This window comes from Sporofaciens musculi, from assembly GCF_009830285.1.
In the GTDB taxonomy this organism is placed as follows: domain Bacteria; phylum Bacillota; class Clostridia; order Lachnospirales; family Lachnospiraceae; genus Sporofaciens; species Sporofaciens musculi.
The window spans coordinates 1,220,804-1,246,545 of the sequence record NZ_WUQX01000001.1 but is presented as its reverse complement, the minus strand read 5'-3'; the positions used below and the strand labels follow the sequence as shown (position 1 = coordinate 1,246,545).

At 44.5% G+C, this 25,742-nt stretch carries 30 protein-coding genes and 1 pseudogene; 3 read left to right on the top strand and 28 right to left on the bottom strand.

From position 1 onward, the window contains the following. Positions 1 to 28 precede the first annotated feature (28 nt). From GN277_RS06210 to GN277_RS06200, 3 genes and pseudogenes are all read right to left on the bottom strand, one after another. A pseudogene (locus GN277_RS06210) lies at positions 29 to 409 on the bottom strand (DegT/DnrJ/EryC1/StrS family aminotransferase); the annotation flags it as partial. Between the two features lie 531 nt (positions 410 to 940). Then, positions 941 to 1,150, bottom strand: a complete 210-nt coding sequence (locus tag GN277_RS29955; protein WP_244324615.1) for a hypothetical protein — start codon at positions 1,148 to 1,150, stop codon at positions 941 to 943. Positions 1,151 to 1,378: 228 nt separating this feature from the next. After that, positions 1,379 to 1,576: a hypothetical protein gene (locus GN277_RS06200; protein WP_159750303.1), complete on the bottom strand. Its 198-nt coding sequence runs from the start codon at positions 1,574 to 1,576 to the stop codon at positions 1,379 to 1,381. A gap of 204 nt (positions 1,577 to 1,780) precedes the next feature. Here GN277_RS06200 and GN277_RS06195 point away from each other — a divergent pair, with 204 nt between their 5' ends. Next, positions 1,781 to 2,218, top strand: coding sequence for a MarR family winged helix-turn-helix transcriptional regulator (locus tag GN277_RS06195; protein WP_159750302.1), 438 nt, complete (start codon positions 1,781 to 1,783; stop codon positions 2,216 to 2,218). A 42-nt stretch (positions 2,219 to 2,260) separates the two neighbouring features. After that, positions 2,261 to 3,592 carry an MATE family efflux transporter gene (locus GN277_RS06190; protein WP_159750301.1) on the top strand — a complete coding sequence of 444 codons (1,332 nt, stop codon included), beginning with the start codon at positions 2,261 to 2,263 and terminating at the stop codon, positions 3,590 to 3,592. A gap of 40 nt (positions 3,593 to 3,632) precedes the next feature. Here GN277_RS06190 and GN277_RS06185 read toward each other — a convergent pair whose 3' ends face one another. The 8 genes from GN277_RS06185 to GN277_RS06150 form a co-directional block, all read right to left on the bottom strand. Beyond that, positions 3,633 to 5,015 carry a diguanylate cyclase domain-containing protein gene (locus GN277_RS06185; protein ID WP_159750300.1) on the bottom strand — a complete coding sequence of 461 codons (1,383 nt, stop codon included), beginning with the start codon at positions 5,013 to 5,015 and terminating at the stop codon, positions 3,633 to 3,635. Positions 5,016 to 5,197: 182 nt separating this feature from the next. After that, positions 5,198 to 6,661 (bottom strand): IS66 family transposase, encoded by a 1,464-nt coding sequence (locus GN277_RS06180; RefSeq protein WP_159750299.1) that lies wholly within the window; start codon positions 6,659 to 6,661, stop codon positions 5,198 to 5,200. Between the two features lie 372 nt (positions 6,662 to 7,033). Continuing rightward, positions 7,034 to 7,861: an amino acid ABC transporter ATP-binding protein gene (locus tag GN277_RS06175; protein ID WP_159750298.1), complete on the bottom strand. Its 828-nt coding sequence runs from the start codon at positions 7,859 to 7,861 to the stop codon at positions 7,034 to 7,036. Continuing rightward, complete coding sequence (locus GN277_RS06170; RefSeq protein WP_159750297.1) at positions 7,845 to 8,555, bottom strand: amino acid ABC transporter permease; 711 nt, start codon at positions 8,553 to 8,555, stop codon at positions 7,845 to 7,847. Before GN277_RS06170 ends, GN277_RS06175 begins: the two co-directional genes overlap by 17 nt. A gap of 14 nt (positions 8,556 to 8,569) precedes the next feature. Beyond that, positions 8,570 to 9,475: a transporter substrate-binding domain-containing protein gene (locus tag GN277_RS06165; protein ID WP_159750296.1), complete on the bottom strand. Its 906-nt coding sequence runs from the start codon at positions 9,473 to 9,475 to the stop codon at positions 8,570 to 8,572. Positions 9,476 to 9,631: 156 nt separating this feature from the next. Further along, positions 9,632 to 10,459 (bottom strand): undecaprenyl-diphosphate phosphatase, encoded by an 828-nt coding sequence (locus GN277_RS06160; RefSeq protein WP_159750295.1) that lies wholly within the window; start codon positions 10,457 to 10,459, stop codon positions 9,632 to 9,634. Between the two features lie 44 nt (positions 10,460 to 10,503). Further along, complete coding sequence (locus GN277_RS06155; protein WP_159756438.1) at positions 10,504 to 11,328, bottom strand: Cof-type HAD-IIB family hydrolase; 825 nt, start codon at positions 11,326 to 11,328, stop codon at positions 10,504 to 10,506. Beyond that, positions 11,318 to 11,884 (bottom strand): hypothetical protein, encoded by a 567-nt coding sequence (locus GN277_RS06150; protein ID WP_159750294.1) that lies wholly within the window; start codon positions 11,882 to 11,884, stop codon positions 11,318 to 11,320. The genes GN277_RS06155 and GN277_RS06150 overlap by 11 nt, the downstream gene beginning before the upstream one ends. A 154-nt stretch (positions 11,885 to 12,038) precedes the next feature. Here GN277_RS06150 and GN277_RS06145 point away from each other — a divergent pair, with 154 nt between their 5' ends. Beyond that, the gene (locus GN277_RS06145; protein WP_159750293.1) at positions 12,039 to 13,124 is read left to right on the top strand and encodes a coiled-coil domain-containing protein; all 1,086 of its coding nucleotides are present in this window, start codon (positions 12,039 to 12,041) and stop codon (positions 13,122 to 13,124) included. A gap of 80 nt (positions 13,125 to 13,204) precedes the next feature. Here the strand turns inward: GN277_RS06145 and GN277_RS06140 are convergent, their stop codons facing one another. The 17 genes from GN277_RS06140 to rplR form a co-directional block, all read right to left on the bottom strand. After that, positions 13,205 to 14,938 carry a [FeFe] hydrogenase, group A gene (locus GN277_RS06140; protein ID WP_159750292.1) on the bottom strand — a complete coding sequence of 578 codons (1,734 nt, stop codon included), beginning with the start codon at positions 14,936 to 14,938 and terminating at the stop codon, positions 13,205 to 13,207. After that, positions 14,932 to 16,764 carry an NAD(P)-binding protein gene (locus GN277_RS06135; protein ID WP_159750291.1) on the bottom strand — a complete coding sequence of 611 codons (1,833 nt, stop codon included), beginning with the start codon at positions 16,762 to 16,764 and terminating at the stop codon, positions 14,932 to 14,934. Before GN277_RS06135 ends, GN277_RS06140 begins: the two co-directional genes overlap by 7 nt. A 235-nt stretch (positions 16,765 to 16,999) precedes the next feature. Next, a complete protein-coding gene (locus GN277_RS06130; RefSeq protein ID WP_159750290.1) occupies positions 17,000 to 17,536 on the bottom strand; it encodes a bL17 family ribosomal protein in 537 nt (178 codons plus the stop codon). Between the two features lie 91 nt (positions 17,537 to 17,627). Further along, entirely contained in the window at positions 17,628 to 18,587 is a 960-nt protein-coding gene (locus GN277_RS06125; protein WP_159750289.1) for a DNA-directed RNA polymerase subunit alpha, read from the bottom strand. Between the two features lie 30 nt (positions 18,588 to 18,617). Next, positions 18,618 to 19,211 (bottom strand): 30S ribosomal protein S4, encoded by a 594-nt coding sequence (gene rpsD, locus GN277_RS06120; protein ID WP_159750288.1) that lies wholly within the window; start codon positions 19,209 to 19,211, stop codon positions 18,618 to 18,620. Between the two features lie 18 nt (positions 19,212 to 19,229). Continuing rightward, complete coding sequence (gene rpsK, locus GN277_RS06115) at positions 19,230 to 19,625, bottom strand: 30S ribosomal protein S11 (RefSeq protein WP_004607272.1); 396 nt, start codon at positions 19,623 to 19,625, stop codon at positions 19,230 to 19,232. Between the two features lie 90 nt (positions 19,626 to 19,715). Next, positions 19,716 to 20,084 carry a 30S ribosomal protein S13 gene (gene rpsM, locus GN277_RS06110; protein WP_159750287.1) on the bottom strand — a complete coding sequence of 123 codons (369 nt, stop codon included), beginning with the start codon at positions 20,082 to 20,084 and terminating at the stop codon, positions 19,716 to 19,718. A 279-nt stretch (positions 20,085 to 20,363) separates the two neighbouring features. Further along, positions 20,364 to 20,477 (bottom strand): 50S ribosomal protein L36, encoded by a 114-nt coding sequence (gene rpmJ, locus GN277_RS06105; protein WP_005339020.1) that lies wholly within the window; start codon positions 20,475 to 20,477, stop codon positions 20,364 to 20,366. A 201-nt stretch (positions 20,478 to 20,678) separates the two neighbouring features. After that, the gene (infA, locus tag GN277_RS06100; RefSeq protein WP_004607275.1) at positions 20,679 to 20,897 is read right to left on the bottom strand and encodes a translation initiation factor IF-1; all 219 of its coding nucleotides are present in this window, start codon (positions 20,895 to 20,897) and stop codon (positions 20,679 to 20,681) included. Continuing rightward, positions 20,879 to 21,148 carry a KOW domain-containing RNA-binding protein gene (locus GN277_RS06095; protein ID WP_159750286.1) on the bottom strand — a complete coding sequence of 90 codons (270 nt, stop codon included), beginning with the start codon at positions 21,146 to 21,148 and terminating at the stop codon, positions 20,879 to 20,881. The genes infA and GN277_RS06095 overlap by 19 nt, the downstream gene beginning before the upstream one ends. A 42-nt stretch (positions 21,149 to 21,190) precedes the next feature. Continuing rightward, positions 21,191 to 21,964, bottom strand: coding sequence for a type I methionyl aminopeptidase (map, locus tag GN277_RS06090; protein ID WP_159750285.1), 774 nt, complete (start codon positions 21,962 to 21,964; stop codon positions 21,191 to 21,193). 4 nt (positions 21,965 to 21,968) lie between these two features. Continuing rightward, entirely contained in the window at positions 21,969 to 22,613 is a 645-nt protein-coding gene (locus GN277_RS06085; protein WP_159750284.1) for an adenylate kinase, read from the bottom strand. Between the two features lie 250 nt (positions 22,614 to 22,863). Continuing rightward, positions 22,864 to 24,180, bottom strand: coding sequence for a preprotein translocase subunit SecY (secY, locus tag GN277_RS06080; RefSeq protein ID WP_159750283.1), 1,317 nt, complete (start codon positions 24,178 to 24,180; stop codon positions 22,864 to 22,866). Then, positions 24,180 to 24,620 carry a 50S ribosomal protein L15 gene (rplO, locus tag GN277_RS06075; RefSeq protein ID WP_159750282.1) on the bottom strand — a complete coding sequence of 147 codons (441 nt, stop codon included), beginning with the start codon at positions 24,618 to 24,620 and terminating at the stop codon, positions 24,180 to 24,182. Before rplO ends, secY begins: the two co-directional genes overlap by 1 nt. Before the next feature lie 25 nt (positions 24,621 to 24,645). Beyond that, positions 24,646 to 24,825 (bottom strand): 50S ribosomal protein L30, encoded by a 180-nt coding sequence (rpmD, locus tag GN277_RS06070; protein WP_159750281.1) that lies wholly within the window; start codon positions 24,823 to 24,825, stop codon positions 24,646 to 24,648. A 14-nt stretch (positions 24,826 to 24,839) separates the two neighbouring features. Then, positions 24,840 to 25,349 carry a 30S ribosomal protein S5 gene (gene rpsE, locus GN277_RS06065; protein WP_159750280.1) on the bottom strand — a complete coding sequence of 170 codons (510 nt, stop codon included), beginning with the start codon at positions 25,347 to 25,349 and terminating at the stop codon, positions 24,840 to 24,842. Between the two features lie 14 nt (positions 25,350 to 25,363). Then, on the bottom strand, positions 25,364 to 25,732 hold the full coding sequence (gene rplR / locus GN277_RS06060; protein WP_159750279.1) for a 50S ribosomal protein L18: 369 nt from the start codon (positions 25,730 to 25,732) through the stop codon (positions 25,364 to 25,366). Positions 25,733 to 25,742: the final 10 nt, after the last annotated feature.

Genomic DNA, 25,742 nt, shown 5'->3' with positions numbered 1-25,742 from the left:
TTTTCAAGGTGCATAGCTAAAATCTATGTGCGAAGTTTGAGTCAGTAATTAAATTTTCTATCTTAGTTTCATCAATTGTTCCATCATCCGGCTTAACATCGCAAAAAACGGGCGCCAAACCGTTTCTTACAATTGCATGAGTAGTTGAAATAAACGTAAAAGGTGTCGTTATCACCTCAGTATCCTTTGGAAAATCAAACGCCTGGATCGCAAGTTCCAAAGCCATATGTCCATTAACTGTCAACGATACATCTGGAACTTTCATATATTCTTTCAGCAAAAGTTCTAATTGCTTATGATATATTCCCATATTTGTTAGCCAATGCGTATTCCACAATGGCTTTATCGCTTCAGTATATTCCTTATAATCCGGCATCGACGATCTGGTAACGAATATCTCTTTATCCATATTTAAACCCTAGCCTCTCTCTTTTCACCTTAAACAAAACATAATATATAGATGAATTCGTTTGTAAATTTCTTCAAAAAATAGATACACTCTATCACCAACTATGCTTTATATAATATTATATATATACCTATTATTTAATAAGGCACATTGGATATATTTTAGCCAAACTGCCGATTCCGCCATACCGGCTATAAACATAATTCTTAACCTTTCTGTAGTCCTCTGCAATATTCAGAAGCTTCTGCATATCTCCTTCTGACCACTGGGTTCTTATTATACTGATGGACTGTCTTGCATATCTTATCCGGCGGCATCTTTACTCCTTGATATGAATAATATAAAATCTTCAAGAACACGCACTTTCCTTAAGAATATGATACATTACGAAAAGGTATACTTTTTCGTAATGGCTTTTTCCCGTTGATTTTCTAAACATTCTAATATATTATCGACAATTTGTCAATAAACTTAAACTTCATTTTTTGTAATGGCTTTTTATAACTTAACCAATTCCTGCCAACAGCGCCTCTAAATTCTCAACTTCCTGCCGCATATTAGTATGATAGACTGACATCTCTCCTCCGACAGAGGGCTGATCCAGATTTCTACCTTATATGGCGTCTTACGCGTCCCCTGTACACGCGCAAGAATCTTCCCTATCTGTATTTTGAGGTCAATCACAGCCCCCTGTTCTGACGTAGCGTTTCCCACGGTCCAGACGACTCTCATAATCCGCATATCGCTCCAGATTATCACACCATGCTTTTCCCCACCAGCGCCCCACAATAGTTCTTCCCTTTATTGTAACAGGTTCTAATATCTTCCCTTTGGCTTTCTCCTTCTTTTTACTTTGCGCCGATTTTTCCGCTGTTCAGACACATTAGGCTGACTGTATTGCAGGAAATCTCCCCAGTATTTACTCATCCAGCGCTCTCCTTCAGTTCGTATTTTTTTCAAAACAGTTTCCTACCCAAGTCTCAGCAGAGACATCAGTTCATCGTTTCCAAGCTCCGTAATCCAACTCTCACCGCCGGACCCAATCATTAAGTTCCGCGCCTCCTGAAGCCCACCTTTCGTGGACAGCTTGGACAAGTCCGGAGTAAAACCGTCTGGAGTAAAAAGGAATTGGATTGCCGTTCTGTGATTTGTTCTTGTTGCTATCATCTGTTCTCTCTTTCATAAATCTAAGCTCTTTTAAGCCATTCGGCTAAATTTCTAAAAAGTATAACTCCTTTGATTTTAGTATATAAGATGTTAAGGAAAAATTCAATAACGGCTTCAAATTAGAGCTTGACACAAGTACGAAATCAGACTATAATACCTCTCATAAGCTCACCAAGTACGAAATCAGACCTAAGGAGGATTCTTATGACCATTAACATGCACCCAGGAATGAAGGAATTCAACCGAATCTTCAATGAATATAACCATATTTACCATGATATTGCGCTGAAATTAGGCTTGTCCGACAGCGGCTTCGACATCCTCTACACCATCTGCGATATTGGAAACGGCTGTCTTCAGAAGGATATCTGCGAAGCAACACGCTTAAGCAAACAAACAGTCCACTCCTCCGTCTGCAAGTTGGAAAAGGACGGCTACCTGTTCTTAAAGCCTGGCAAGGGGCGGAATATGCAGATCTTCCTGACACCTTCCGGCAATACACTGATAGAGGAAAAGATTGCCCCCGCCGTTCAGGCAGAGAATCTGGCATTTACCCATATGACCGAAGAAGAACAGGGGGAATTTTTACGTTTGAACAAAAAATACGCAGAGGGTCTGCGCAAATATGCCAGTCAAATCTAATGCTGGCCAAATATATGATCAATAGACAAGGAGGACTCTAAGATGAGAATACAACTATCTGAACATTTTACTTACAAAAAACTAATTCGATTCGTACTGCCTTCCATCATCATGATGATATTCACTTCCATCTACGGCGTGATTGACGGCCTGTTCGTGTCAAACTTCGTAGGCAAGACGGCGTTTGCCTCCATCAACCTGATTATGCCGCTTTTGATGGGGTTAAGCGCTCTGGGATTTATGATTGGAGCAGGCGGAAGTGCAATCGTCTCCAAAGCTCTGGGCGAGGGGAAACATAGGCTGGCTAACCAGTATTTTTCCATGCTGGTCTATGTAGCGATTCTTGGAGGAATGATCCTGGCTGTCATTGGAATGTTCCTGCTTCGCCCCATCGCAATTTTGCTGGGAGCAACAGGGGAAATGGTCGAACTGTGTGTATTATACGGTCGAATCCTGCTGATATCCTTGACGCCATTTCTCTTACAAAATGTGTTCCAAAGCTTCTTCGTAACTGCCGAAAAGCCTCAGCTTGGCCTCAAGGTAACGATTGCTGCCGGACTTACCAACATTGCGCTTGACTACCTGTTTATCGCCGTATTTCACTGGGGAATCGCAGGGGCCGCAGTTGCAACCGCATTCAGCGAAGCAATAGGCGGGCTATTTCCAATTCTGTACTTTGCACGCAAAAACAATAGCCTCCTCAGACTGGTAAAGGCTCGAATTGATTTCAAGGTGCTGTTAAAAGCCTGCGCCAACGGCTCCTCCGAGCTAATGACAAACCTGTCCCTTTCGGTGGTCAACTCACTCTACAATCTACAGTTGATTTCCATTGCAGGAGAAAATGGCGTCGCGGCATACGGTACAATTATGTATGTGAATTTTATATTTATTGCAATATTCCTGGGATATTCCATTGGAAGCGCACCCATTATTGGCTATCATTTCGGCGCAGGGAATCATACTGAACTAAAAAGCCTGCTGCATATGAGCCTGTCGCTGGCAGGCGGCTGCGGAGTGGTGCTTGTGCTTCTAGCCCAAGCACTGGCATCTCCTCTGGCCAATATCTTCGTAGGATATGACAGTGAGCTTGCCGCTATGACCTGCCATGGCTTTCGGCTGTATGCAGTATCCTTTTTGATTTGTGGATTCAACATCTTCGGCTCAGCGTTCTTTACTGCTCTAAGCAATGGCATTGTATCAGCAACGATTTCCTTCCTTCGGACTTTAGTATTTCAGGTGGCAGTAGTACTGACACTTCCAATAGTCCTGGGGATTGACGGAATCTGGTTTGCAGTAACAGCCGCGGAGGCATTGACACTGGTAATAACAGTGGGGTTCCTGGTAAACCGCAGAAATCAATATCATTATGGGTAAAAGTTAAAGGACTGTCAGAAAATTTTCGACAGTCCTCAACCTACCTTTTATCAATCTCACAGGCTTTCATCATGTAGCAAGCCCTTCCATTCTTCTTTGCCTTATATAGCATATTGTCCGTCTCCGTCAGCAAATCCTTCACATTCTGAGGAAACATAAACTGATATGCCCCGATACTGCAGCTCACCTTCTTGTCAGGCAGCGTACCGGAAATAGCATTAAGAAATTGCTCCAGCAGCCGCTTCAGCTCTTGCTGCTCCATCGTTTTTTCAACAATAACGGCAAACTCATCTCCTCCGATTCTCCCTACCTTTCCCTCGTCCCCAAAAATATTGTGCAGGTTCATGGCAATCTCTCTTAAGACCTTATCCCCAACTCCATGACCGAAGGTATCATTAATCTCCTTAAAATAATCCACATCTACAAACAGGAACCAGCCTTTTCTCTGTAAATCCCTGCTGTTGGCTTTCTGCGCTTTTTCACAATGGTATAGAAACATTCTTCTCCCCATTATCCCAGTCAGCTCATCCATCTCTCCCTTATACTCTTTATATGCCATATATTTATAGATCGAAATAATTAAAATAACTGAAATAATATTCAATGACACAAAAGCAATCAAAAACTGTACCTGCAAATGCATCAAATCAAAGGAAATCTTTTTGGACACTTCCACGCCATGCTGCTTAAGCATATAAGATTCTCTATGTGAAAAATAATCTGCCGCACAAAACGCCATGCATAATAAGAAGAACTCAAATGCAGCAAAAAACAGATTCATCTTTCCCGACACATAGGGATTATGAATAGATTGATCCATACTATACTTAATGTTCTGTACGGTATCACTATGATATACTGCCCACAATAACTCTACAGTTACGACGCAGATTACAAGAAAAACCGTATCATTCCACTTCCAATGAAACGCTGAGCTATAACGATATCCAAGCTCTGGAAACAGCATCCCCATGGTGGTATAAACCAAAAGTGAATGTACTTTGGGCGCGATTGCAGAAATTACTCCAATCCAAATCCGATAGTGCTTCCTTTTTTTCGCAAATAAAAACATCCCTCCAATGACAAGCCCGAACAGCGCTCTTACTCCAATACTCAGCATAATGCTGCTTACCGGACTTCCGCTTAAAAAGGGGGAAAACACCGCATCTCCCTGGGCAACGTATGAAGCAGACGCTTTATACATGCTGGCCAGCCCAAACACCAGTCCCAGAATTACGGACTGAATTGGACCAAAAAGACAGCCTGCCGCCAGAATAGGCAGGTATGCTATCGTAATAGAAATAGGCGTTATATGAATGTATCCCAGAAAAGTAAAGGACATTAAAAGCTCAATAGCAATTAAAAGCCAAAAAGAATAACGGTCAAAACAAGAATCCCCCCACAGTTTCTTTGTCATTTTCATCAGATGTCCCCCTCTGATTAGCAGCTATGACCTATCTGACGCTGCCTCTCCCTCATCAATAACCAACAAACTCTAAGATAAATATAGACCCAATGAAATAAAAAGTCAATAATTCAAACCTATTACTAAAAAACATTAGTAACAGTTCAGCCTTGCGATTGACCTAACGGGTATTACACCGGCTAAAATATAGCCGGTGTGCCCATAAATAACATTTTTATATTTTCTATAATCCCCATTTTCCTTTTCTTAAGGGTTTCTATGACTGTCATAATGGAACAGTACATTTCACTGCCGCTTTCCTTGCGAAAACCTCCAGCCATTTTCTGGCGATTTTTTGCTTTCCGTAAATCTCGTTCCGAAATATTGTCATCAAAGGGCACGGAAAAATCATGCAAGAATAAAAGATGGTTATGACTGTATTTATCCATACGGTTAAGTAATGTCTTTTCCTCTTTTTTCGCATATTTATGTCTGGTCGTTTTATTTTCTGCCTCTCCTTTTCGTATCAGGGAAAAATATTTTTCTTCATATTCCCTTAGGATTGCAGGCGGAAATGATGGGAACCCCTGCCCTAGTAATTCTTTCCGTTCCCGATTCATTTCACACAGGAGCGCACTCATCTCCCCGGACCATGCATTCCCTGTTTCCTCCGTATTTTTTCGGAGATAACGCATGATGTGGACATTGCATTCTGCGTGATCCGTGCCAAAGTGGTACAAAGCGGTTTCATGGTCATGCAGAAGAATCCCTGTATAGTGTTTCAAAAAATACAGTCCCTTCAGTGCTTCTATGGATTTGCTGTCCATGGCATGGTATACCACGCTGTTTTTTATGCTGAAATTCCGGATATAATTCTGTTTCCCATTTACTGTTACCACTGTGGCATCGGTTGCAACAACCTTTTGGTTCAACAGTCCGTTTTCCAAATTTGAAATGCTTGTTTGAGAAAACGACGCCAGTTTTTTGCAAAATCCATAGACGCTCCCTTCTGATAATTCGAGTTCTCCGTTACCGGCTGCATTTAAAAAAGAAGCAATCCTGTCGTTTGACATAACCCCTTCGCTATACAGGGATACAGCCAGCGCTTTTACATTTGCTCCATAGGTAACATCACTGCGGTATTCTTTTGGAATGTGTAAAACCCCTTCTTTATCTGCATAGATACGGATTTCTGTAATCATCGGTTCCACAGCTAGATCAACCACATATTTTGTGACGTATTTCTGTCCGGCTGCATTACCAATCATTTTTACTTCATGTCTGCATTTGCCGGAAGCAATTTTTACTTCTATCTCTGCTTTTGTAAGCGTTGTTCCTTTATGCCCTTTTTGTCCGCCTGCTTTACGTTTTGTTTTCTTTCTTCCGTTATAGGTATTTGCAGGTTTTCCGCCTTTTTGATCGGTAGATGGTGGAAGGGAAGTATTGGAGCTGTCATGATTGATAATACTTTTCAGACGTGCATTATCGTCTTTAAGCAGTCGGTTTTCTTGACGTAAGAGCCGGTTCTCTTCTTTTAAATCTGCGATTTCCGCTTTCAATTCCCCAACTTCCTGTTTGTGTTCTTTTTCAACCGTATCCAGACGCCCCATGATTTCCATGAGCTGCTGGTACATTCCATTTTCATAGTTGCTTTTTCTTCCCATGGGGCATCTCCTTCCGTTCATTTCTGATAACCATAGTTTATCAGAAATGAATAGAAAAGAAAAATCCTTTAGAATAGGTTCGTCAAAATGACGGTGGATTATTTTTGTGTATTCCAGAGGTTCTGTGGAATACCGGTCACAAAAACTATGAAAATGGGATTCTGAACAGACATGTTGTTCAAAAGTTATCCACATACTAATCACAAAGCAATAAAATTCGTGAAATTACGTGTTTCCATGTGGATAATCAGAAGAAAAAACTTTTTCAATTTCTCTCTTTTGCCAGTCGCAAGGCTGAACTGTTACAAACATTACTAAAAACAGGACTTAAGGGAATCCAAACATCTCCCTTAAGCCCTGTAGCAGTCATCTCTATAATATTTTCGATAAGAAGTCCTTAAGCCTTGGCTCCTTTGGATTTCCGAAGAATTCCTTAGGACCCCCTTCCTCCTTAATCTGGCCTTCATCCATAAATACTACCCGATTCGCCACTTCTCTGGCAAATCCCATCTCATGGGTCACAACCACCATGGTCATTCCGTCGCGGGCAAGCTGCTTCATCAATTCCAGCACCTCGCCTACCATCTCTGGGTCAAGTGCAGATGTTGGCTCGTCAAATAGTATCACATCAGGGTCCATGGCAAGGGAACGCACAATCGCAATCCGCTGCTTCTGCCCGCCGGACAGCGTGGAGGGATAGACATCCGCCTTATCCTCCAGACCAATCCGCTTAAGCAGGGCCATGGCCTGCTCCTTCACTTCACGCTTAATCTGCTCACTGGTCTGGGTAATCGGAAGCAGCTCCCTCTTACTGCCGCCCCGAAACAGATTGCCGAAACGGATCATGCTGTTCTTACGCTTCGCCTTCTTCAAATCCTTGCATCTCAAATATACCGGCGCCAGCATAATATTCTTAAGCACCGTCTTATTGTTAAACAGATTAAAATGCTGGAATACCATCCCCATATGCCTGCGGTGCACATTGATATCCACGCTCATATCCGCGATATCCACACCCTTAAACACAATACTTCCACCGCTTGGATCCTCCATACAGTTCAGGCAGCGCAAAAATGTACTTTTTCCTGAACCCGACGGGCCGATTACAGCCACAATGTCGCCCTTATTGATGGTAATGTTGATTCCCTTGAGAACCTCCATATCTCCAAAGCTCTTTCTGAGATTAATTACGTCTATCACTCTTTTTAAGGCTCCTTTCCATCAATTTAACAAGCAGCGAAATGAACAGTACAAGCACAATGTAGATTAGAGCCATTACCAGATAAGGAACCATGAACTCATAGCTGTTGCTTCCAATATAGTTAAAGGCCACATACAGGTCCGCCGCACCCACGAAGCTTACTACTGAAGTCTCTTTAATCAAGGAAATGAATTCATTTCCCAAGGTAGGAAGAATATTCTTGACAGCCTGCGGAATGACAATCTTCATCATACTCACGCCGAAGCTTAAGCCCACGGCGCGCCCTGCCTCCATCTGCCCCGTATCAACAGACTGAATCCCGCTTCGCATAATCTCTGATATGTACGCGCCGCTGTTCAGGCCGAATACCAGCATGGAAACCTGGACGCCAGTAATCTTCCAGCCGATAATCGGCAGCAATACATAGTAGAACACAAGCAACTGGACAACAATCGGCGTCCCTCGAAACAACGCTACATAGAAGCTGCAAATTCCATTTAACACCCTTGGCAGGACTTTATATTTAGGCAGCACCCGCACTGTCGCAATGACCGTCCCAATCAAAATACCAATGAGCAGACCCGCCACAGCGATTAAAAGCGTGTTCTGTAATCCTTCGAGTACCTTAACGTAGCCGCCTTCTTCCAGGAAAATCTCTAAAAATTTATTTACCTTTTGCTCAAAATTCCCCATAGTTTTCCGATATCCTACTGCATCTCGTTAATCGATTCTGTAATAGCCGCCGCAGGCGCAGCGTCAATAATTACATATTTAATATTTCCATTCAGCATATCCTGTACGGCAAGAGATCCGCTCTTGTAGGTTACACATTTTGCCGCAAGACCGTCAAATCCCCAATCTTCGTCTCCCTCTACATAATACTGTCCGGTGGTTCCTGCCTGTACGCCGATGGAATCGGAAGCACCCAGCTTAGCCAGAAGCTCAGCCACGGCATCCGCGTCCCCACAATCGTCAAACGCCGTATCACTATTTGGAACGATTAGTCTCTGAGAAGCAGAATAGTAGGAATCTGTGAATGTCACATACTCCTCTCTCTCTGCATTGATGGTCAGACCCGCCATGGCGATATCGCATTTCTGCTGGCTGACAGACAGACAAACAGCGTCAAAATCCATGTTCTGAATAACCAACTCCTTATTCAGCTCCTTGGCAAGCATGGAAGCAATCTCCATATCAATCCCATAGTAGCTCTCGCCTTTGGTATACTCAAAGGGCTCAAATGCTGCATTGGTGGCAACCACAAGCTGCTCCTTGGAATCGTCAAGTTCTGCTGACTCTACTGCCTCTGGCTCTCCGCCTCCAAAATACTTGTCGCAGATCTCGTCTAATGTTCCATCCTCCTTAATCTTCCCCACAAATGCATTAACCTGCTCTAACAACTCTGGCTGAGACTTGTCCACACCAAACGCATACTCCTCATCCGTTAAATCAATATCAATAACCTTGGCTGTAGTAGAAGCAGCCCCTGCGTCGTCCCCTCCTTTAGAATCACTTCCTGAGCCGCTGTCTGAATCACCTTTAGAGCCGCACGCCGCCATAGACATGACACACGCTGCAGTTAATAATATAGCGGTAAATTTCCTGAATTTCATTTTCCATATCCTCCCATAATTTTTTATAAGTTTTCATGCATAAAAATGCACATCTTGTATTTTACCACTTTATCAGCAAAAAGCAAGTATAAAATCTTTTTATTTGCAATAAAATACCCTCTGTATGCAAAAACACATACAGAGGGACATTATTTTTTATGCAAGAAGCAGTTGAACCACGGTCACCACCACGATTAACCCTCCAAGGATAATCCGGTAATATCCGAAAATCTTGAAATCATGCTTCTTAATATATCCCATCAGGAAACGGATGGCAACGACAGACAATCCAAATGACACCACACATCCAAGCATCAAAAGCCCTAATTCTTTGCTGGTAAAATGAAATCCAAACTTCACTAGCTTCAAAAGGCTTGCCCCAAACATGGCCGGTATCGCAAGGAAGAAGGTAAACTCCGCCGCCACCTCTCTGGAGATGCCAATCAACAGAGCCCCCACAATAGTTGCCCCTGACCTTGAGGTCCCCGGAATCAATGCCAGCATCTGGAACACGCCAATAATCAAAAGCATAGGCACCGTCAACTCCGAAATCCGGTTCACTGAAGGCCTGCGGCCCACATTACGGTTTTCTACTATTATAAAGAGCACACCGTACACAATGAGCATAATCGCAACGGGCAGCGGCTTATAGAATAATTTATCCAGAAGGTCATTGAAGGGCAATCCGACAAGTGCCGCCGGAACAGATGCAATCACTACCTTAATCCACATCTGCCAGGTCAGCATCTTCTGTTTCTGGCTCTTTCTTGGGGAAAACGGATTCAGCTTGTGAAAATACAGCACAACCACGGCCATAATCGCCCCCAGTTGAATCACTACATTGAACATCTCCATAAACGCATCGCTCATACTCGGCTTTAACAAATCCCCTACCAGAATGAGATGCCCCGTACTGCTGACTGGAAGCCACTCAGTAATCCCTTCAACAATACCAAGAATAATTACTTTTATGATATCTAACATTTCTTTCCACCTCCTGCTTATTATTATTACCGGCCGGCTGATTGTCAGCTCAGTACATATGTCTCTATGAATCTCGCCACGCCGTCTTTATCATTAGAGCCTGCAATATAATCCGCCGCTTCTTTGAGCTCATCCTTTGCATTTTCCATGGCGACTCCTACGCCAACCTCCTTAATCATCTTCAAATCATTTGCGCCGTCGCCAAAGGCCATAATCTCCTCCCGCCGGATTCCCAGAAGCTCTCCAAGCTTTATAAGAGCCCTTCCCTTGTTGACCCCTGCTGCATTTACCTCAATATTCTTCTTCAACGCACCTGTAATCTCTATCCCTGAAACCTCACGAAGCTCACGGATTGCCATCGCTCTTTCCTCCAGTGAAACGAACAACCCCTGCACCTTGTCAACAGCCCTGTTTTCCTCCTCAAACTTTGCCCATAAATCCGGCACCGGTATCCGCGTCCGCATAATATACTCCATCATAGGCGCTTCTTCCAGATAACGTTCGATATCCTTTAATTTATCTGCCTGTGCATAGCCTGTGCCGTCAAAATAAATCTCTCGAAGCGTATCGTAATGTCCAAGAACCTCCAACACCTTCCTGGCCGTCTCCACAGGCACCAGTTCTTCAAACAGCGCTTCCCCTGTTCTAAGCTTCACCACTCTGCCTCCATTTGCCGTGACTGCATACCGAAACCCTGAAAATTCCAGCAGATCGTCCGTAATTCCTTTAAGGGGCCTTCCTGTGGCCGGCATCACTATAATTCCCTGCTTAACAGCTCGGCTCAAAATCTCTTTTGTATATGCGGTCAGCTCTTTTTTCGAGGTAAGCAGCGTCCCGTCCAAATCCATCCCAATTAGCTTAACCTTCATCATATGCCATCAATTCCTTTCTGTCTTTTGAAAATAGCATCAGCCCCTTGCTAATCTTATCTCTTTCCTGGGCTTGCTGGTATGCCTGCTCTCCATGCTCCTTCATCTTCCCCGCAATCTCCTTCTGTGATGCCGGCGCAAATACAACTGTATCTTTTGTGGGCGCCATAATCAGCAAATCATCCTTTAACTTATCCACACATACCTGCCAGATATGTTTGAAGCACAGGGAGCTGGCCTCATGCCACCCATCGGCCAGTATAGCAAAGCCTCCGTACCATGTATTGGCAATCACAAACTCTACGTCCCTGACCAGATTTTCACAGGATGCATAATACAATGCCTCAACATCACAGTCCAGCGAAAGCATATCGTCTTTTAACACCTCGAATACATCTTCATCCCGTTTTATAACAAATATAATCCTCAAGTCATTAATAAATGACACAACCGGAGAATCTTTTTCGGAAATATCTCCAAGTTCCTTTCTCACCCATGGATAAATCTTATCTCGGATGCTCTCAAACTGGTATTGTTCGTCCTCATATTTCTTCATATTTCGTCTTTTACTGCCTCCCATTCCTCAATTTCTGCATTTTTTTGTACATTTATCCAATATTTTTCTATATTCTATCATAACAAAGTTTGCTTTATAATGCAATTTGTTGTATAATATATTGAGCACATGCTACATAGGAAAGGAAAACTATATGATAACCAAAGAAAAGAAACATATATTACGGTCAGTTTTGGCGGCTGCCGTTTCTGCCGTAACAATAGCTTCTGTGACTGTTCCTGTTTATTCCGCCCCTTCGGCAAAGGAACTGGAGATTACTACCTCTGACTTGAAGGAAGACTTAAACGACATGAACAGCCAGTTGTCATCTTTGAGTGCTGAATTAGATAATGCTTCGGCCCAGATTGAGCAGCTCTCCGCCGAAGTTGAAAAGGCCAAGCTTGACTTGGCAGCGGCTCAGCTTAATGAGGAAGCCCAGTATGATGCCATGAAGAGTCGAATCAAGTTTATGTATGAAGGTGGGAATCTTTCTCTTTTGGAGATTTTGTTTTCATCTGACAATATGGGCGATTTTTTGAATAAGGCCGAGTATGTAACGACTATAAGTGAATACGACCGCGATATGCTTGAGGAGCTGGGTGAAGTCTGTGCCAGTGTGGAGCAGAAACAGAATGACCTAAAGACCAAGCAGGATGAGCTGGCAGCAATGCAGGTGGATTTGAATGCGAAGAAGGATGCACTTACTTCAAAGATTTCTGCTACCTCCAGCCAGTTAGAGGATTATACAGCACAGTTAGAACGTGCCAGGGCAGCGGAGGAGGCTCTTAAGCTTGCTCAGAATAACGCTGTTTCCGGTTCCCTTGTTCCTTCAGGTAATAATGGACGCCCTAACAATAACGGCAATTCCTCTGGTACATCTACTTCTCCTCCGATAGAGGCGAATGTTAGTGATGTAGCTTTATTCGCCGCTCTTCTTGAATGTGAAGCAAGCGGATACGACCCTATGCTTGCAGTAGCTACTGTGGTGATGAACCGTGTTGCAAGCTCAAGTTATCCCAATACATTACGGGGAGTCATCTATCAATCCGGCCAGTTCGCACCTACGTGGAATGGAAGTCTGGAGAAAGCTCTTGCAAGAGGCCCCTCCTCTACTTCGTATTCTGTGGCACAGGCCGCGCTTGGTGGCTCAAGACATGCCTCTGTCATTAACTGTTACCAGTTCCGCTCAGCCTGGACTGGCGTTTCCGGCATCAATATCGGAGGAAACATATTCTTTTAGACAACTACAGCGCCTTAAAGGCGCTGTATCTTTTTTCGATTACTTTCTCTTATGTCTGATGAGCATCTGCACACTTTCCTTTAATCTGCATTTACATGCTCTGTATGCAGCAGCATATGCGCCTTATGGGACATAGGCTTCTCGAAATACTCCTGATACATGACAAGTATATCCTCATTCTCATGGGAGAAACGAAGCTGCGCCTTCTCATCCAGGCAATAGAGGTTCTGTCCGCGGTCAAAGGCAAGCTCCTTGCCGTCGTGAATCGGCTGGCCGCCGCCTCCCACACATCCTCCTGGACATGCCATGACTTCCACAAAATCATAATGCACCTCACCACGCTCAATCTTATCAAGCAGCGCACGTGTATTTCCAAGACCGCTGACTACCGCTGTCCTGACCTTCACATCATCAATAGAAAATTCTGCTTCAGCAACACCGTCATTCGCCTGAAATTCTGGGCTTCTGACCGCCTTAAACGCATCTGCCGGCGGATTCTCCTTCTTGAGCAGATAATAGGCAGAGCGAAGGGCCGCCTCCATAACGCCGCCGGTCACTCCAAAGATTACGCCTGCGCCAGAACCCTGCTGCATTGGGCGGTCACTCTCACGGTCTTTTAGGGTACCCGGACTGATATGTGCAGAGCGAATCATCTTGACAAGCTCTCTCGTGGTGATGACTGCGTCAATATCGTGTCCCGCATACTCACCATGGAACAACTCCATCTCCCGTTCGCCCTTCTTGGCAACGCAAGGCATTACAGACACTGTATAAATCTGCTCAGGTGACACTCCAATCTTATCGGCAAAATAGGTCTTCATGGCAGCTCCAAACATCTGCTGCGGTGATTTCGCTGTTGACAACTGCCTTACCAGATGGGGGTACTGAGACTTAATAAAACGAATCCATCCAGGGCAGCATGACGTGAACATGGGACGCTCCTTTAACTCTCCCTCTGTAAAACGCTTCAGGAATTCGGTTCCCTCCTCCATAATGGTAAGGTCTGCGGAAAATGTGGTGTCAAACACATAATCTGCCCCCATGCGCTTGCATGCATCCAATATCTTTCCTACCGTCGCCTCATCAGGCTTCATGCCCAGTTCCTCTCCCCATGCAGTACGTACCGCCGGCGCCACCTGGACAACCACAGTCTTATTCTTATCTGCAATCGCGCTCCATACCTTCTCCGTATCGTCACGCTCTCTAAGGGCGCCAACCGGACAATGGGTGATGCACTGACCGCACAGAGCGCAGTCCGCCTCATGGATGGTCTTATGTCCAGCTACATTCACAGTCGTACGGGAACCCGTACCTTCCACATCCCACACGCCAAGTCCCTGAATCTTCTCGCAGACCTGAACGCACCGCATACATTTGATACACTTGGAGGAATCACGTATCAGCGGGAAGGACAAATCCCACGGACGTTTTTCCAGTACCTTCTTATAGGGAATATCCAATATATTCAAATCATTGGCCACAGACTGCAAACTGCAGTTACCGCTTCTTGTACAGCTTACACACTGACAATCATGCTGTGCCAAAATCAACTCCACATTTGTCCTTCTGTGACGGCGTACCTTCGGACTGTTGGTGTAAATCACCATGCCCTCCTCCGCCACGTTATTACAGGAGGTAATCAGCTTCTCCTTACCTTCTAACTCTACGACACATACACGGCAGGCGGCAATCTCATTAATCCCTTTCAGATAACATAATTTTGGGATTGGAATCCCATTCTGAGCGGCAGCCTCCATAATGGTAGTATTTTCTTTTACGGATATCTGTTTCCCATCAATCATAAGATTTACCATAATTTCTCTCTGCCTCCTTTAAATATGCCGTAGCCGAAGTGATCGCAGCGCAGGCATCTGCCCGCCTCCTGCTTCGCCTCCTTCTCGGTCATGCAGTTCTCCACGCCCTCAAAATCACAGACTCTCTCACATGCCTCCCGTTCCGTCAGGTTCACCCTTCCGCAAGGCGTACGGTCGTCTAAGCGCGCCTCCGGAATCTCCACGTCACAGGAAATCTCATGGCGGTATCCCAGGTACTCATCAATATTGGCCGCTACAACCTTCGCCGCCGCAATCGCCTTGATTACAGAGGCTGGGCCGCTTGCACAGTCCCCTCCTGCAAATACGCCCGGCATATTCTCAAATGTTCCCGTACTCTTGGTGAGAATCTTACCCCTTTCTACAGGTATTCCTGCTTCTTCAAAATGGCGAGTCTCAATATTCTGTCCGATTGCGACAATCAAAATATCGCATGGTATGTAAATATCATCCTCTCCCGTGGGCTTGATGCTTGCCCTGCCGTCGCGAATCGAGCTTACCATCTGTGGTTTCACATAGATTCCCTCAATATGGTTCTTATCATTGACTTTAATGGAGGATGGCGCCTTCAATGTCTGAAGCTCAATCCCTTCTGCAACCGCCCCCTCAATTTCTCCAGAAAGCGCCGTCATATCAGCAACTCTCCTCCGGTAAACAATACTTACCTTCTTCGCGCCGAGACGTTTTGCTGTACGTACAGCGTCCATGGAGACATTGCCGCCGCCGATGACTGCAACCTCCTTGCCGGACAGATCCATAATCTCGTTTCTTCCTACATTTCTTAAGAACTGAACTGCGGATAACACTCCGTCCGCATCCTCCCCCTCAAGTCCAAGCTTCTTATCCGTACTTGCGCCAATTGTAATCAGAACTGCGTCATACTGCTTGCGCAAATCCTGGATTGTAATATCCTGTCCGATCTTCAGTCCATGCTTCACCTCAACGCCAGTCTTTAAAATACTATTCACATCCTCCTCTAACCGTTCCTTAGGAAGACGGTAGTTTGGAATACCATAGCGCAGCATTCCGCCTAGCTTCGGAAGCATCTCATAAACGGTAGCCTGGTGTCCCATCAACTGAAGATAGTATGCCGCGCTTAAGCCGCCAGGACCGCCCCCAAGGACTGCTATCTTCTTTCCGGTAGAAGGCGCGCACGCCGGCGGGTCCACCTCTCCGGCAAAATCAGCCGCCACACGCTTAAGGCCGCGGATATTGATGGCGTCATCTACCATGTTCCTCCTGCATCGCGCCTCGCATGGATGCTCACAGATAAATCCGCAGGTGGTCGGAAATGGATTGTCTTTGCGGATCAGCCGGATTGCATCCGCATATCTTCCCTCTCTCACCAATGCGATATATCCAGGAATATCCACATGGGCCGGACATAAGGATACACAGGGCACCGGCTGGCTGTATGTACAGGTACACCGCCCGTTCCTGATATGCTCCTCATAATCGTCACGGTATCCAATGAGTCCCTTATATACCATGTGGGCAGCCTCGTATCCGATCGCACAATCGGCTGATTCCATGATAGAAAGCGCCGTCTTCTCCATTATATCCAATGTTTCCATAGTTGCTTTACCATCAAGGACGTCCTTGATGAGATAGCTCAACTGTCCCAGACCAATGCGGCAGGGAACACATTTGCCGCAAGTCTGCGCATGGCATAACTCCAGAAACGCACGGGACATCTCTACGGGACACAGGCCCGGCGGGCTGGACTCAATTCTTCGCTCCAAATCCTTGTATAGTTCTTCCATAACTATCCTGGCTCTTTTGGGCGAGTCAATCTCTAGTCTGCTCATGACTAAACCTCTCTTTTCTTACTTATTTCTACATTTTATTGCAGTTATAGGTATTATATCACCTTCAGAGACGGTTGTAAGCATGTTAAACATAAGTAGATTTTTTAACAGCAACGATATATATTTAACGGAGAAATTCTCTTTCAAAAGTAAAAAAAGGCTGCCGGAAATGACATATTCAACGAAAATATCATCTCCAGACAGCCCTGTCTGTTTTCTATATAGGCCTTAAAAACTATACAAGCTCAATCAATACTTCCATTGCAGCGTCACCCTTACGCTGCCCAATCTTGACGATTCTTGTATATCCACCGTGACGGTTCTCATACTTTGGTGCAATCTCATCAAAAAGCTTTGCCACAAGGTCTACCTGCTTGGTGTTTCTCTTTCTTCCGGCTGCTTTCTCCGGTACATCCTTTACAGGATACAGAACCTTGAGCATCTGACGACGTGCGTGCAGTCTGCTTGGCTTATCCTTTTTAATCTTCTTATCAACTTCGTCGTATACCGTAACCTTCTTGCCGTCAACAACTTCCTTGACTCTCTTGCCATCCTTGTCCTTGCGGGCAACCTTAGCCTTTACAGTAACTTCCTCAAAGTTGTCCTTCTCTTTTACTGCCATGGCAATCAGGCCTTCCGCAATCTTGCGAATCTCTTTTGCCTTTGCCTCGGTAGTAACAATTCTTCCATGGTTAATTAAAGCTGTCACCTGATTTCTCAGTAATGCTTTTCTCTGACTGGACGTTCTGCCCAGCTTTCTATACTTAGCCATCTTTTTAATCCTCCAATTCTACACTTGGTTATACACTTCGGGCTTACTAGCCAAATGCTCTCACAGCACTCTTTGGGTTTATCTGTGAATTTTACTCTTCGCCTCTGCTTAACCCTAATCCCAACTCGTCTAACTTCGCAAGCACTTCCTCCAAAGACTTCCGCCCAAGATTCCGTACTTTCATCATATCCTCCGGCGTTCTGTTGGTCAGTTCTTCCACTGTATTGATTCCAGCACGCTTCAGACAGTTGAAGGAGCGAACCGATAACTCCAGTTCGTCGATACTCATCTCAAGGACCTTCTCCTTCTCATCATCCTCTTTCTCAATCATAACTTCCGCAGCCTGAGCCACCTCAGAGAGATCAATAAAGAGCTTCAGATGCTCGCTCAACACTTTCGCCGCAAGGCTGACTGCCTCGTCTGGAAGCAGAGTACCGTTGGTATATACATCTAACGTCAATTTGTCAAAATCTGTAATCTGTCCAACACGTGTGTTCTCAACCGTAAGGTTCACACGCTCTACCGGCGTATAGATAGAATCAATCGGAATGACTGCGATCGGTAATTCGTCATTCTTATTCTTGTCAGAACTTACATATCCTCTGCCCCTTGTAATGGTCAGCTCCATATATAACTTGCTGTCAGCTCCGCCGTTTAATGTTGCGATAACCGTCTCAGGATTCATAATCTCAATATCCTGATCCACCTGAATATCCGCTGCCGTGACAACGCCTTCTCCCTCAAACTCAATATAGGCAGTCTTCGGTTCATCTGTCTCAGACGTATTCTTGATTGCCAGGGACTTCAAGTTCATGATTATCTCCGTAACATCTTCCTTAACACCCGGAATAGAACTAAACTCATGAAGGACTCCGTCAATCTTCACCTGGCTGATCGCAGCGCCTGGCAAGGAGGAAAGCATAATCCTTCTCAGAGAATTCCCTAATGTCGTACCGTACCCTCTCTCAAGAGGCTCTACAACAAATTTTCCATATTTCTTATCTTCTGAAATCTCAGTTATCTCAATATTGGGTTTATTAAAATCAAACACTAAGTCCACCTCCTGTGGTGTTACGGGTTATTATTTAGAATACAGCTCGACAATCAACATCTCATCTACAGGAACGTCAATCGCATCACGCCTTGGAAGCTCTTTTACAGTTCCCTTAAGATTCTCAAGGTCAGCCTCCAGCCACTCTGGTACAAGGCGACCTCCTGTAACCTCTACAATCTCCTTATATCTTGGAGAGCTTTTGTGCTTCTCTTTGATCTCAATTACATCTCCTGCCTTAATCAGATAAGATGGAATATTAATCTGCTTGCCGTTTACAAGAATATGCTTGTGGTCAACAATCTGTCTTGCCTCACGTCTTGTTCTTGCAAGTCCCAAACGAAATACCACATTATCCAGTCTTGACTCAAGCAGTCTCATCAGATTCTCACCTGTCATACCGCTCATGCGCTGAGCCTTATCGAAGTAGTTTCTGAATGGCTTCTCTAATACGCCGTAGATGAATTTTGCTTTCTGCTTCTCACGTAACTGAAGGCCATACTCGCTCATCTTTCTATTGGTTCTTTTTAACTGTCTGTTAGACTTCTTATCAATTCCCAAATAAACTGGGTCCATGCCAAGAGATCTACATCTCTTAAGGACCGGAACTCTATTTATTGCCATGTTATTTCTCCTCCTAAATCAGACTCTTCTACGCTTCGGTGGACGGCATCCGTTGTGTGGTACCGGAGTAACATCTTTAATGCTTGTCACATCGATTCCGCATGCCTGAAGTGCACGGATCGCTGCCTCTCTACCTGAACCTGGTCCTTTTACCATAACATCAACGGATTTCAGGCCATGTACCAATGCCGCCTTAGCCGCTGTCTCAGCCGCCATCTGTGCTGCATAAGGGGTAGATTTCCTTGAACCTCTAAATCCCAGACCGCCTGCACTTGCCCATGAAAGTGCATTACCCTGTGCATCTGTCAATGTCACAATCGTGTTATTAAAAGATGACTGGATGTGTGCTTGTCCGCGTTCAACGTTTTTCTTGACACGCTTTTTTGTCACTTTCTTTGTAACTTTCTTTGCCATAATAAAACTAACCTACTCTTTCCTTTTTTATTTTTATGAATGAAGTTCTTCTCGCTTTGCTCGAAGAACAAAGAAATAGCTAACGCTATGCTATTTCTTTTTGTTCGCAACAGTTCTCTTTGGTCCTTTTCTGGTTCTTGCATTGGTCTTTGTCTTCTGACCACGAACCGGAAGGCCCTTTCTGTGACGGATTCCTCTGTAGCATCCGATTTCCTGTAATCTCTTGATGTTCAGCGCAATCTCCCGCCTTAAGTCACCTTCTACCATCTGAGTCTCATCGATGACTGCACTGATCTTCTTAACATCATCATCTGTAAGGTCTCTGCAGCGAATATCCGGATTCACTCCTGCCTCAGCCAGAATACGGTTAGAGCTTGCCCTGCCGATTCCGTAGATATAAGTTAATCCGATTTCAACACGTTTGTCTCTTGGTAAATCTACACCTGCAATACGAGCCATGTGAATTTCCTCCATTTTCTCAAAAAATCTTTTACTGTTTACATACTGTCTTTAATAGGGACTTTTAAGGATTTCCCTTTTTGTCCAGGCATGTTTCGGTATCCATGCCCTTTCCGGCCACCGAAATAAAATCCGGTAATGACGGGCCGGCATTAGAAGCAATATACGAAGGATGCTCACCGGCTACAGGTGCTCCTTGTATATCAAATAGTCTACACGCCTCCTGGCGTGTCAGTACTATCAGCCGCCTAATTTGATGCATAAACCATTGTTCAGTGCCTAACCCTGACGCTGCTTATGCTTTGGGTTTTCGCAGATAATGCGAACGCTTCCTTTTCTCTTAATTACTTTGCATTTTTCGCAAATTGGTTTTACTGATGATCTAACCTTCACGTCAAATCCTCCTTTCATCCATTGCTCTGCCAACATTCTACCCACGCATCTTCCAGACACTTCCACAAAATCTTCACAAACTTTATAAAAATGCCCGAAAACACGCTTATATATTATAGCACTTGCTGTCAAGCAAAGTCAATAGACAATTTCATATATTTCCATCTTTATCCGGCGCCTTAGCTGGATCTCTGCTTATTTTTATTTATCTCTCCAGATAATTCTTCCCTTAGACAAATCATATGGCGATAATTCCAGTGTTACCTTGTCTCCAGGCAGAATCTTAATAAAATTCATCCTCAGCTTTCCGCTGATGTGTGCAAGCACCTGATGGCCGTTCTCCAACTCCACCTGGAACATTGCGTTTGGCAATTTCTCTACTACAGTTCCTTCGATTTCGATTACGTCAGCTTTTGACATCTCTCTCTTTCCTCCATACTCCATTCTTTTAAAATCCGTTTGATTGCTGTATCGTCAACTGCGGCGACATCATATTCCTTTAAAATGATCTGGACATGCTTCTTTTTCTTCTTCTTAAGATGCTCCAGTGTTCTAATACTGCCGTCCGCTAAATATATATATGTGTCATCCACTTCAATTATAACATAAACTTTTCCCGTATCGTGACCCGCTTTTGATCTCGCAAGCATTCCTGCTTTATATCTGTCCATTACTAAATCCTTCGTTTTTGATTTCTCTGCGTCCTTCGCCGTTTAAACCGACGCCCTATCATGGCCCGTCAGGGTCAAAAGCTTTGGTTCCCCCTCTGTGATCAATACTGTATTCTCATAATGTGCAGAATACTTATGATCCTTCGTCACAACAGTCCATTTGTCCTCAAGCCATTTCACTTCCCATGTCCCCATATTGATCATAGGTTCAATGGCCAGGGTCATTCCGGCCCTCAGCTTCACACCTTTTCTGTCCATCTTATAATTGGGAATCTGGGGCGGCTCATGCAAGTCCGTTCCGATTCCGTGTCCGCACAGATCCCGAACCACTCCGTACCCGTGCTTTTTGGCATGACTGTCAATCGCTGCCGCAATATCACATAGATGATTGCCATCTTTTGCATACTTTATACCTTCAAAGAAGCATTCTCTGGTCACTCTGATCAGCTCCTCTGCCTCTTTGCTGATTTCACCGATGCCGTAAGTTCTTGCGGCATCGGAATGATATCCTTTATAGATGACTCCTGCATCCAGGCTGACAATATCCCCCTCTTTCAGAATCCGGTGTTTATCCGGTATCCCGTGGACGACTTCATCATTGACCGAAACACAGATTGAAGCCGGATATCCGTCGTAATCAAGGAAGGAGGGGATACACCCGTAACTCCTGATCACTTCCTCCCCAAGCCTGTCTATGTCCAAGGTACTCATTCCCGAATGAAGGGCTTTTGCTAACTCATTGTGAACAATCTCCAATATTCGTCCGGCTTCTGACATTAACTCAATCTCTCTTGCCGATTTGATGGTAATTGCCATATTTCTACTCTCCTAAGATATCCACAATCGTCTGGAATACGTCGTTAATGTCAACAGTTCCGTCCACTGTCTTAAGGATTTTCGCATTTGTATAATAATCAATGAGGGGCTGTGTCTGCTCATGGTAAACGCCAAGACGCTTCTTTACTGTCTCTGGCTTATCATCATCCCGCAGAATTAATTCCTTACCACAGGCATCGCAGATTCCTTCCGTCTTTGTAGGCGCATACTCAAGATGGTATGTAGCGCCGCAGCCCACACATGCGCGCCGTCCAGACATCCTGTGTACAATATTCTCATCCGGAACATTTACGTCAATGGCATAGTCCATCTTCTCTCCAATTGCCGCCAACGCCTTATCTAACGCCTCCGCCTGTGGAATCGTCCTCGGAAAACCGTCCAGCACATATCCCTTTTTACAGTCGTCCTGTTTCACACGGTCTACCACCAGGTCTACCACCAATTCATCTGGTACTAAAAGCCCCTGGTCCATGTATGTTTTTGCCTTATTGCCAAGTTCTGTCCCGTTTTTGATATTTGCCCTAAAAATATCACCGGTAGAGATATGAGGAATGTCGTATTTCGCGGCAATCTTCTTCGCCTGTGTTCCTTTGCCTGCGCCTGGCGCGCCTAACATGATAATTTTCATAAGAAATGTTCCTCCTCTTTATAGCATTTTAACCCGCGAAAATAATTCCGCGAGTTCTACGACAGAAAAGCCGCCACTGACCTTCGGCCAAGTGACTGCTTGTATTGTACAAACAACAGTAAATTCCGTGTGCAGTATCCTCCATCAGCCATAGGTCTGCGAAGGAGCCGCGCAATATACATAAGCCAACTTCGTCCACATACCGATAATGTGGATACCACATACGGAATTCACAGGAATTTGCGCAATACTAGCTATTTAAAAAACCTTTATAGTTACGTACAAGCATCTGTGATTCGATTTGCTTCATCGTTTCTAACACAACACTGACAATAATGATGAGAGAAGTACCGCCAAATGATACGCTCGCTCCAAGCCAGCCGTTAAAGAAGATGGGAACCACCTGGATCACAATCAGTCCGCATGCCCCTATAAAGATGATATTATTTAAGATTTTGGTTAAGTATTCAACCGTTGGCCTGCCTGGTCGTATACCTGGCACAAACCCGCCGTTCTTCTTCATATTATTGGCAATCTCCAATGGATTGAACGTAATAGAAGTATAGAAGTAAGCGAAAAATACTGTCAGGGCAATATACACCAGCAATCCCCAGGAATACTTAAGCTGCTCAGGATTACACCAGTTTCCCTGGTTTAAGCCTCTTAAAATCTCACTGCCGATACCGGAACCTTCTCCCTTCCCCATAAATGATGCAATTACAATTGGGAACTGCATCAGGGATGATGAAAAGATAATCGGAATAACTCCGGCGGTATTGACCTTCAGCGGAATATTTGTGGAGCGGCCGCCATATACTTTCCTTCCCGCCATTTTCTGGGAATAGGAAACTGCGATTCTTCTCTCCCCACCCTGGAGGATGACTACGAATACAACCAGCATGATGATGATTGCCAGAATCACAATAACTGCCAGTCCGGCAGAAGCGATTGGCTTATCCTTCACAAACTGCTCAAACAGCGAAGACATATCGCTTGGCACTCTTGAGATAATATTGATTACTAGGACAATAGAAATACCATTTCCCACGCCCTTCTCCGTAATCCGCTCGCCAATCCACATCAAAAATGCGGAGCCTGCTGTCAGTGTAAGGACAACGATAGCGGCATTCACGAAATTAAACTTCACCAAGAGTCCCTGACGTCCGAAGCCTACCGCCATTGCAGTGGACTCAAACAGTGCAAGTCCTACTGTAAGATATCGGGTAATGGCAGCAATCTTCTTCCGCCCGTCCTCCCCTTCCTTCTGCATCTCCTCAAGTTTTGGGATGGCGATGGTGAGAAGCTGCATGATGATGGAAGACGTAATATACGGCGTAATACTTAATGCAAATACAGACATCTGTTCAAAAGAGCCACCAGTGAAAGCGTTAAACAAGTTAAACGCTTCACCAGTGTTCTGTGCGAAAAATTCTTTAATATAATTGGAATTTACTCCAGGTGTTGGTAATTGGGAGCCAATTCTAATTACAATCAGCATCAAAAACGTGTATGCAATCTTATTGCGGATGTCTTTGACCTGAAATGCTTTCCGAAATGTCTCTAACATTAGATCACCTCTGCTTTTCCACCTACAGCCTCAATCTTCTCTACAGCATTTTTGCTGAATGCGTTGGCCTGTACAGTAAGTTTTTTCGTCAGCTTACCGTTACCAAGAATCTTAACGCCATCTCTTGGATTCTTAACGATTCCCCGCTCAATCAACGTCTCTACAGAAACAACTGCGTCATTATCAAACACTTCAAGAGCATCTACATTAATACCAATGATCGTCTTAGTATTACGATTCGTAAAGCCTCTCTTTGGTATTCTTCTATATAATGGCATCTGACCGCCTTCAAAACCTGGCCTTGTCGCTCCGGAACGAGCCTTCTGACCCTTGTGTCCCTTGCCGGCTGTCTTTCCATTACCAGAACCGTGTCCACGTCCTCTTCTGAAATTATCACTCTGTTTTGCTCCGTCCGCAGGTCTTAAGTTTGATAAATCCATTGTGACACCTCCTTATCCGATATAATTATGCTTCCTCTACTTTTACCAGGTGCGAAACCTGTTTTACCATACCTCTGGTTGCCGCATTGTCCGGAAGTACGACTGTCTTGTTAAGCTTTCTAAGTCCCATTGCCTCTACAGTCTTTTTGTGCTTCGGTACAGCGCCAATCGTGGATTTTACTAATGTAACCTTTAAATCTGCCATCTGAATCTGCCTCCTTAGCCTAAGATCTCTTCAATGGATTTACCGCGAAGACGTGCTACTTCATCCGGAGTTTTGATCTGGCGTAATCCGGCGATGGTAGCAAGAACAACGTTCTGCTTATTGTTGGAGCCAAGAGATTTTGTACGAATATTCTTGATTCCTGCCATCTCGATTACGGCACGCGCCGGTCCACCGGCGATTACTCCTGTACCTTCCGGTGCCTTCTTAAGAAGCACGGAAGCTCCTCCAAACTTGCCGGTAAAGTCGTGTGTGATACTCTCATTATCATCCAATGCAACGGTAATAAGATTCTTCGCTGCATCTTCTTTTCCTTTACGGATTGCTTCCGGAATTTCTGTAGCTTTTCCTAAACCTGCACCAACATGGCCATTTCCATCACCGACAACTACTAAAGCTGTGAATCTCATATTACGGCCACCTTTAACAACTTTGGTTACACGCTTAATTGACACTACTTTCTCATTTAATTCCAGTGAATTAGCATCAATACGTTCTTGTTTCATGTGTGCTCCTCCTTTTAGAAATTCAACCCAGCTTCTCTAGCTGCGTCTGCTAATGCCTGAATCTTACCATGATATATAAAGCCGCCTCTGTCAAAGACTACATCCTTAATACCCTTCTCAACTGCCTTCTCGGCAATCACTTTACCTAAATATGCTGCTGCATCAACGTTGTTAGTCTTTTCTAATTTTGCTTTCACATCTTTCTGAAGAGTGGAAGCGGAAACCAGAGTATTTCCAACTGTATCGTCAATAATTTGAGCATACATATGATTATTGCTTCTAAACACAGCCAAACGCGGGCACTCAGGCGTGCCGCTCAAACGGTTGCGGATTCTTCTGTGTTTTCCTGCGCGAACTTCACTTCTTGATTTTTTGCTAACCATTTTCACACTC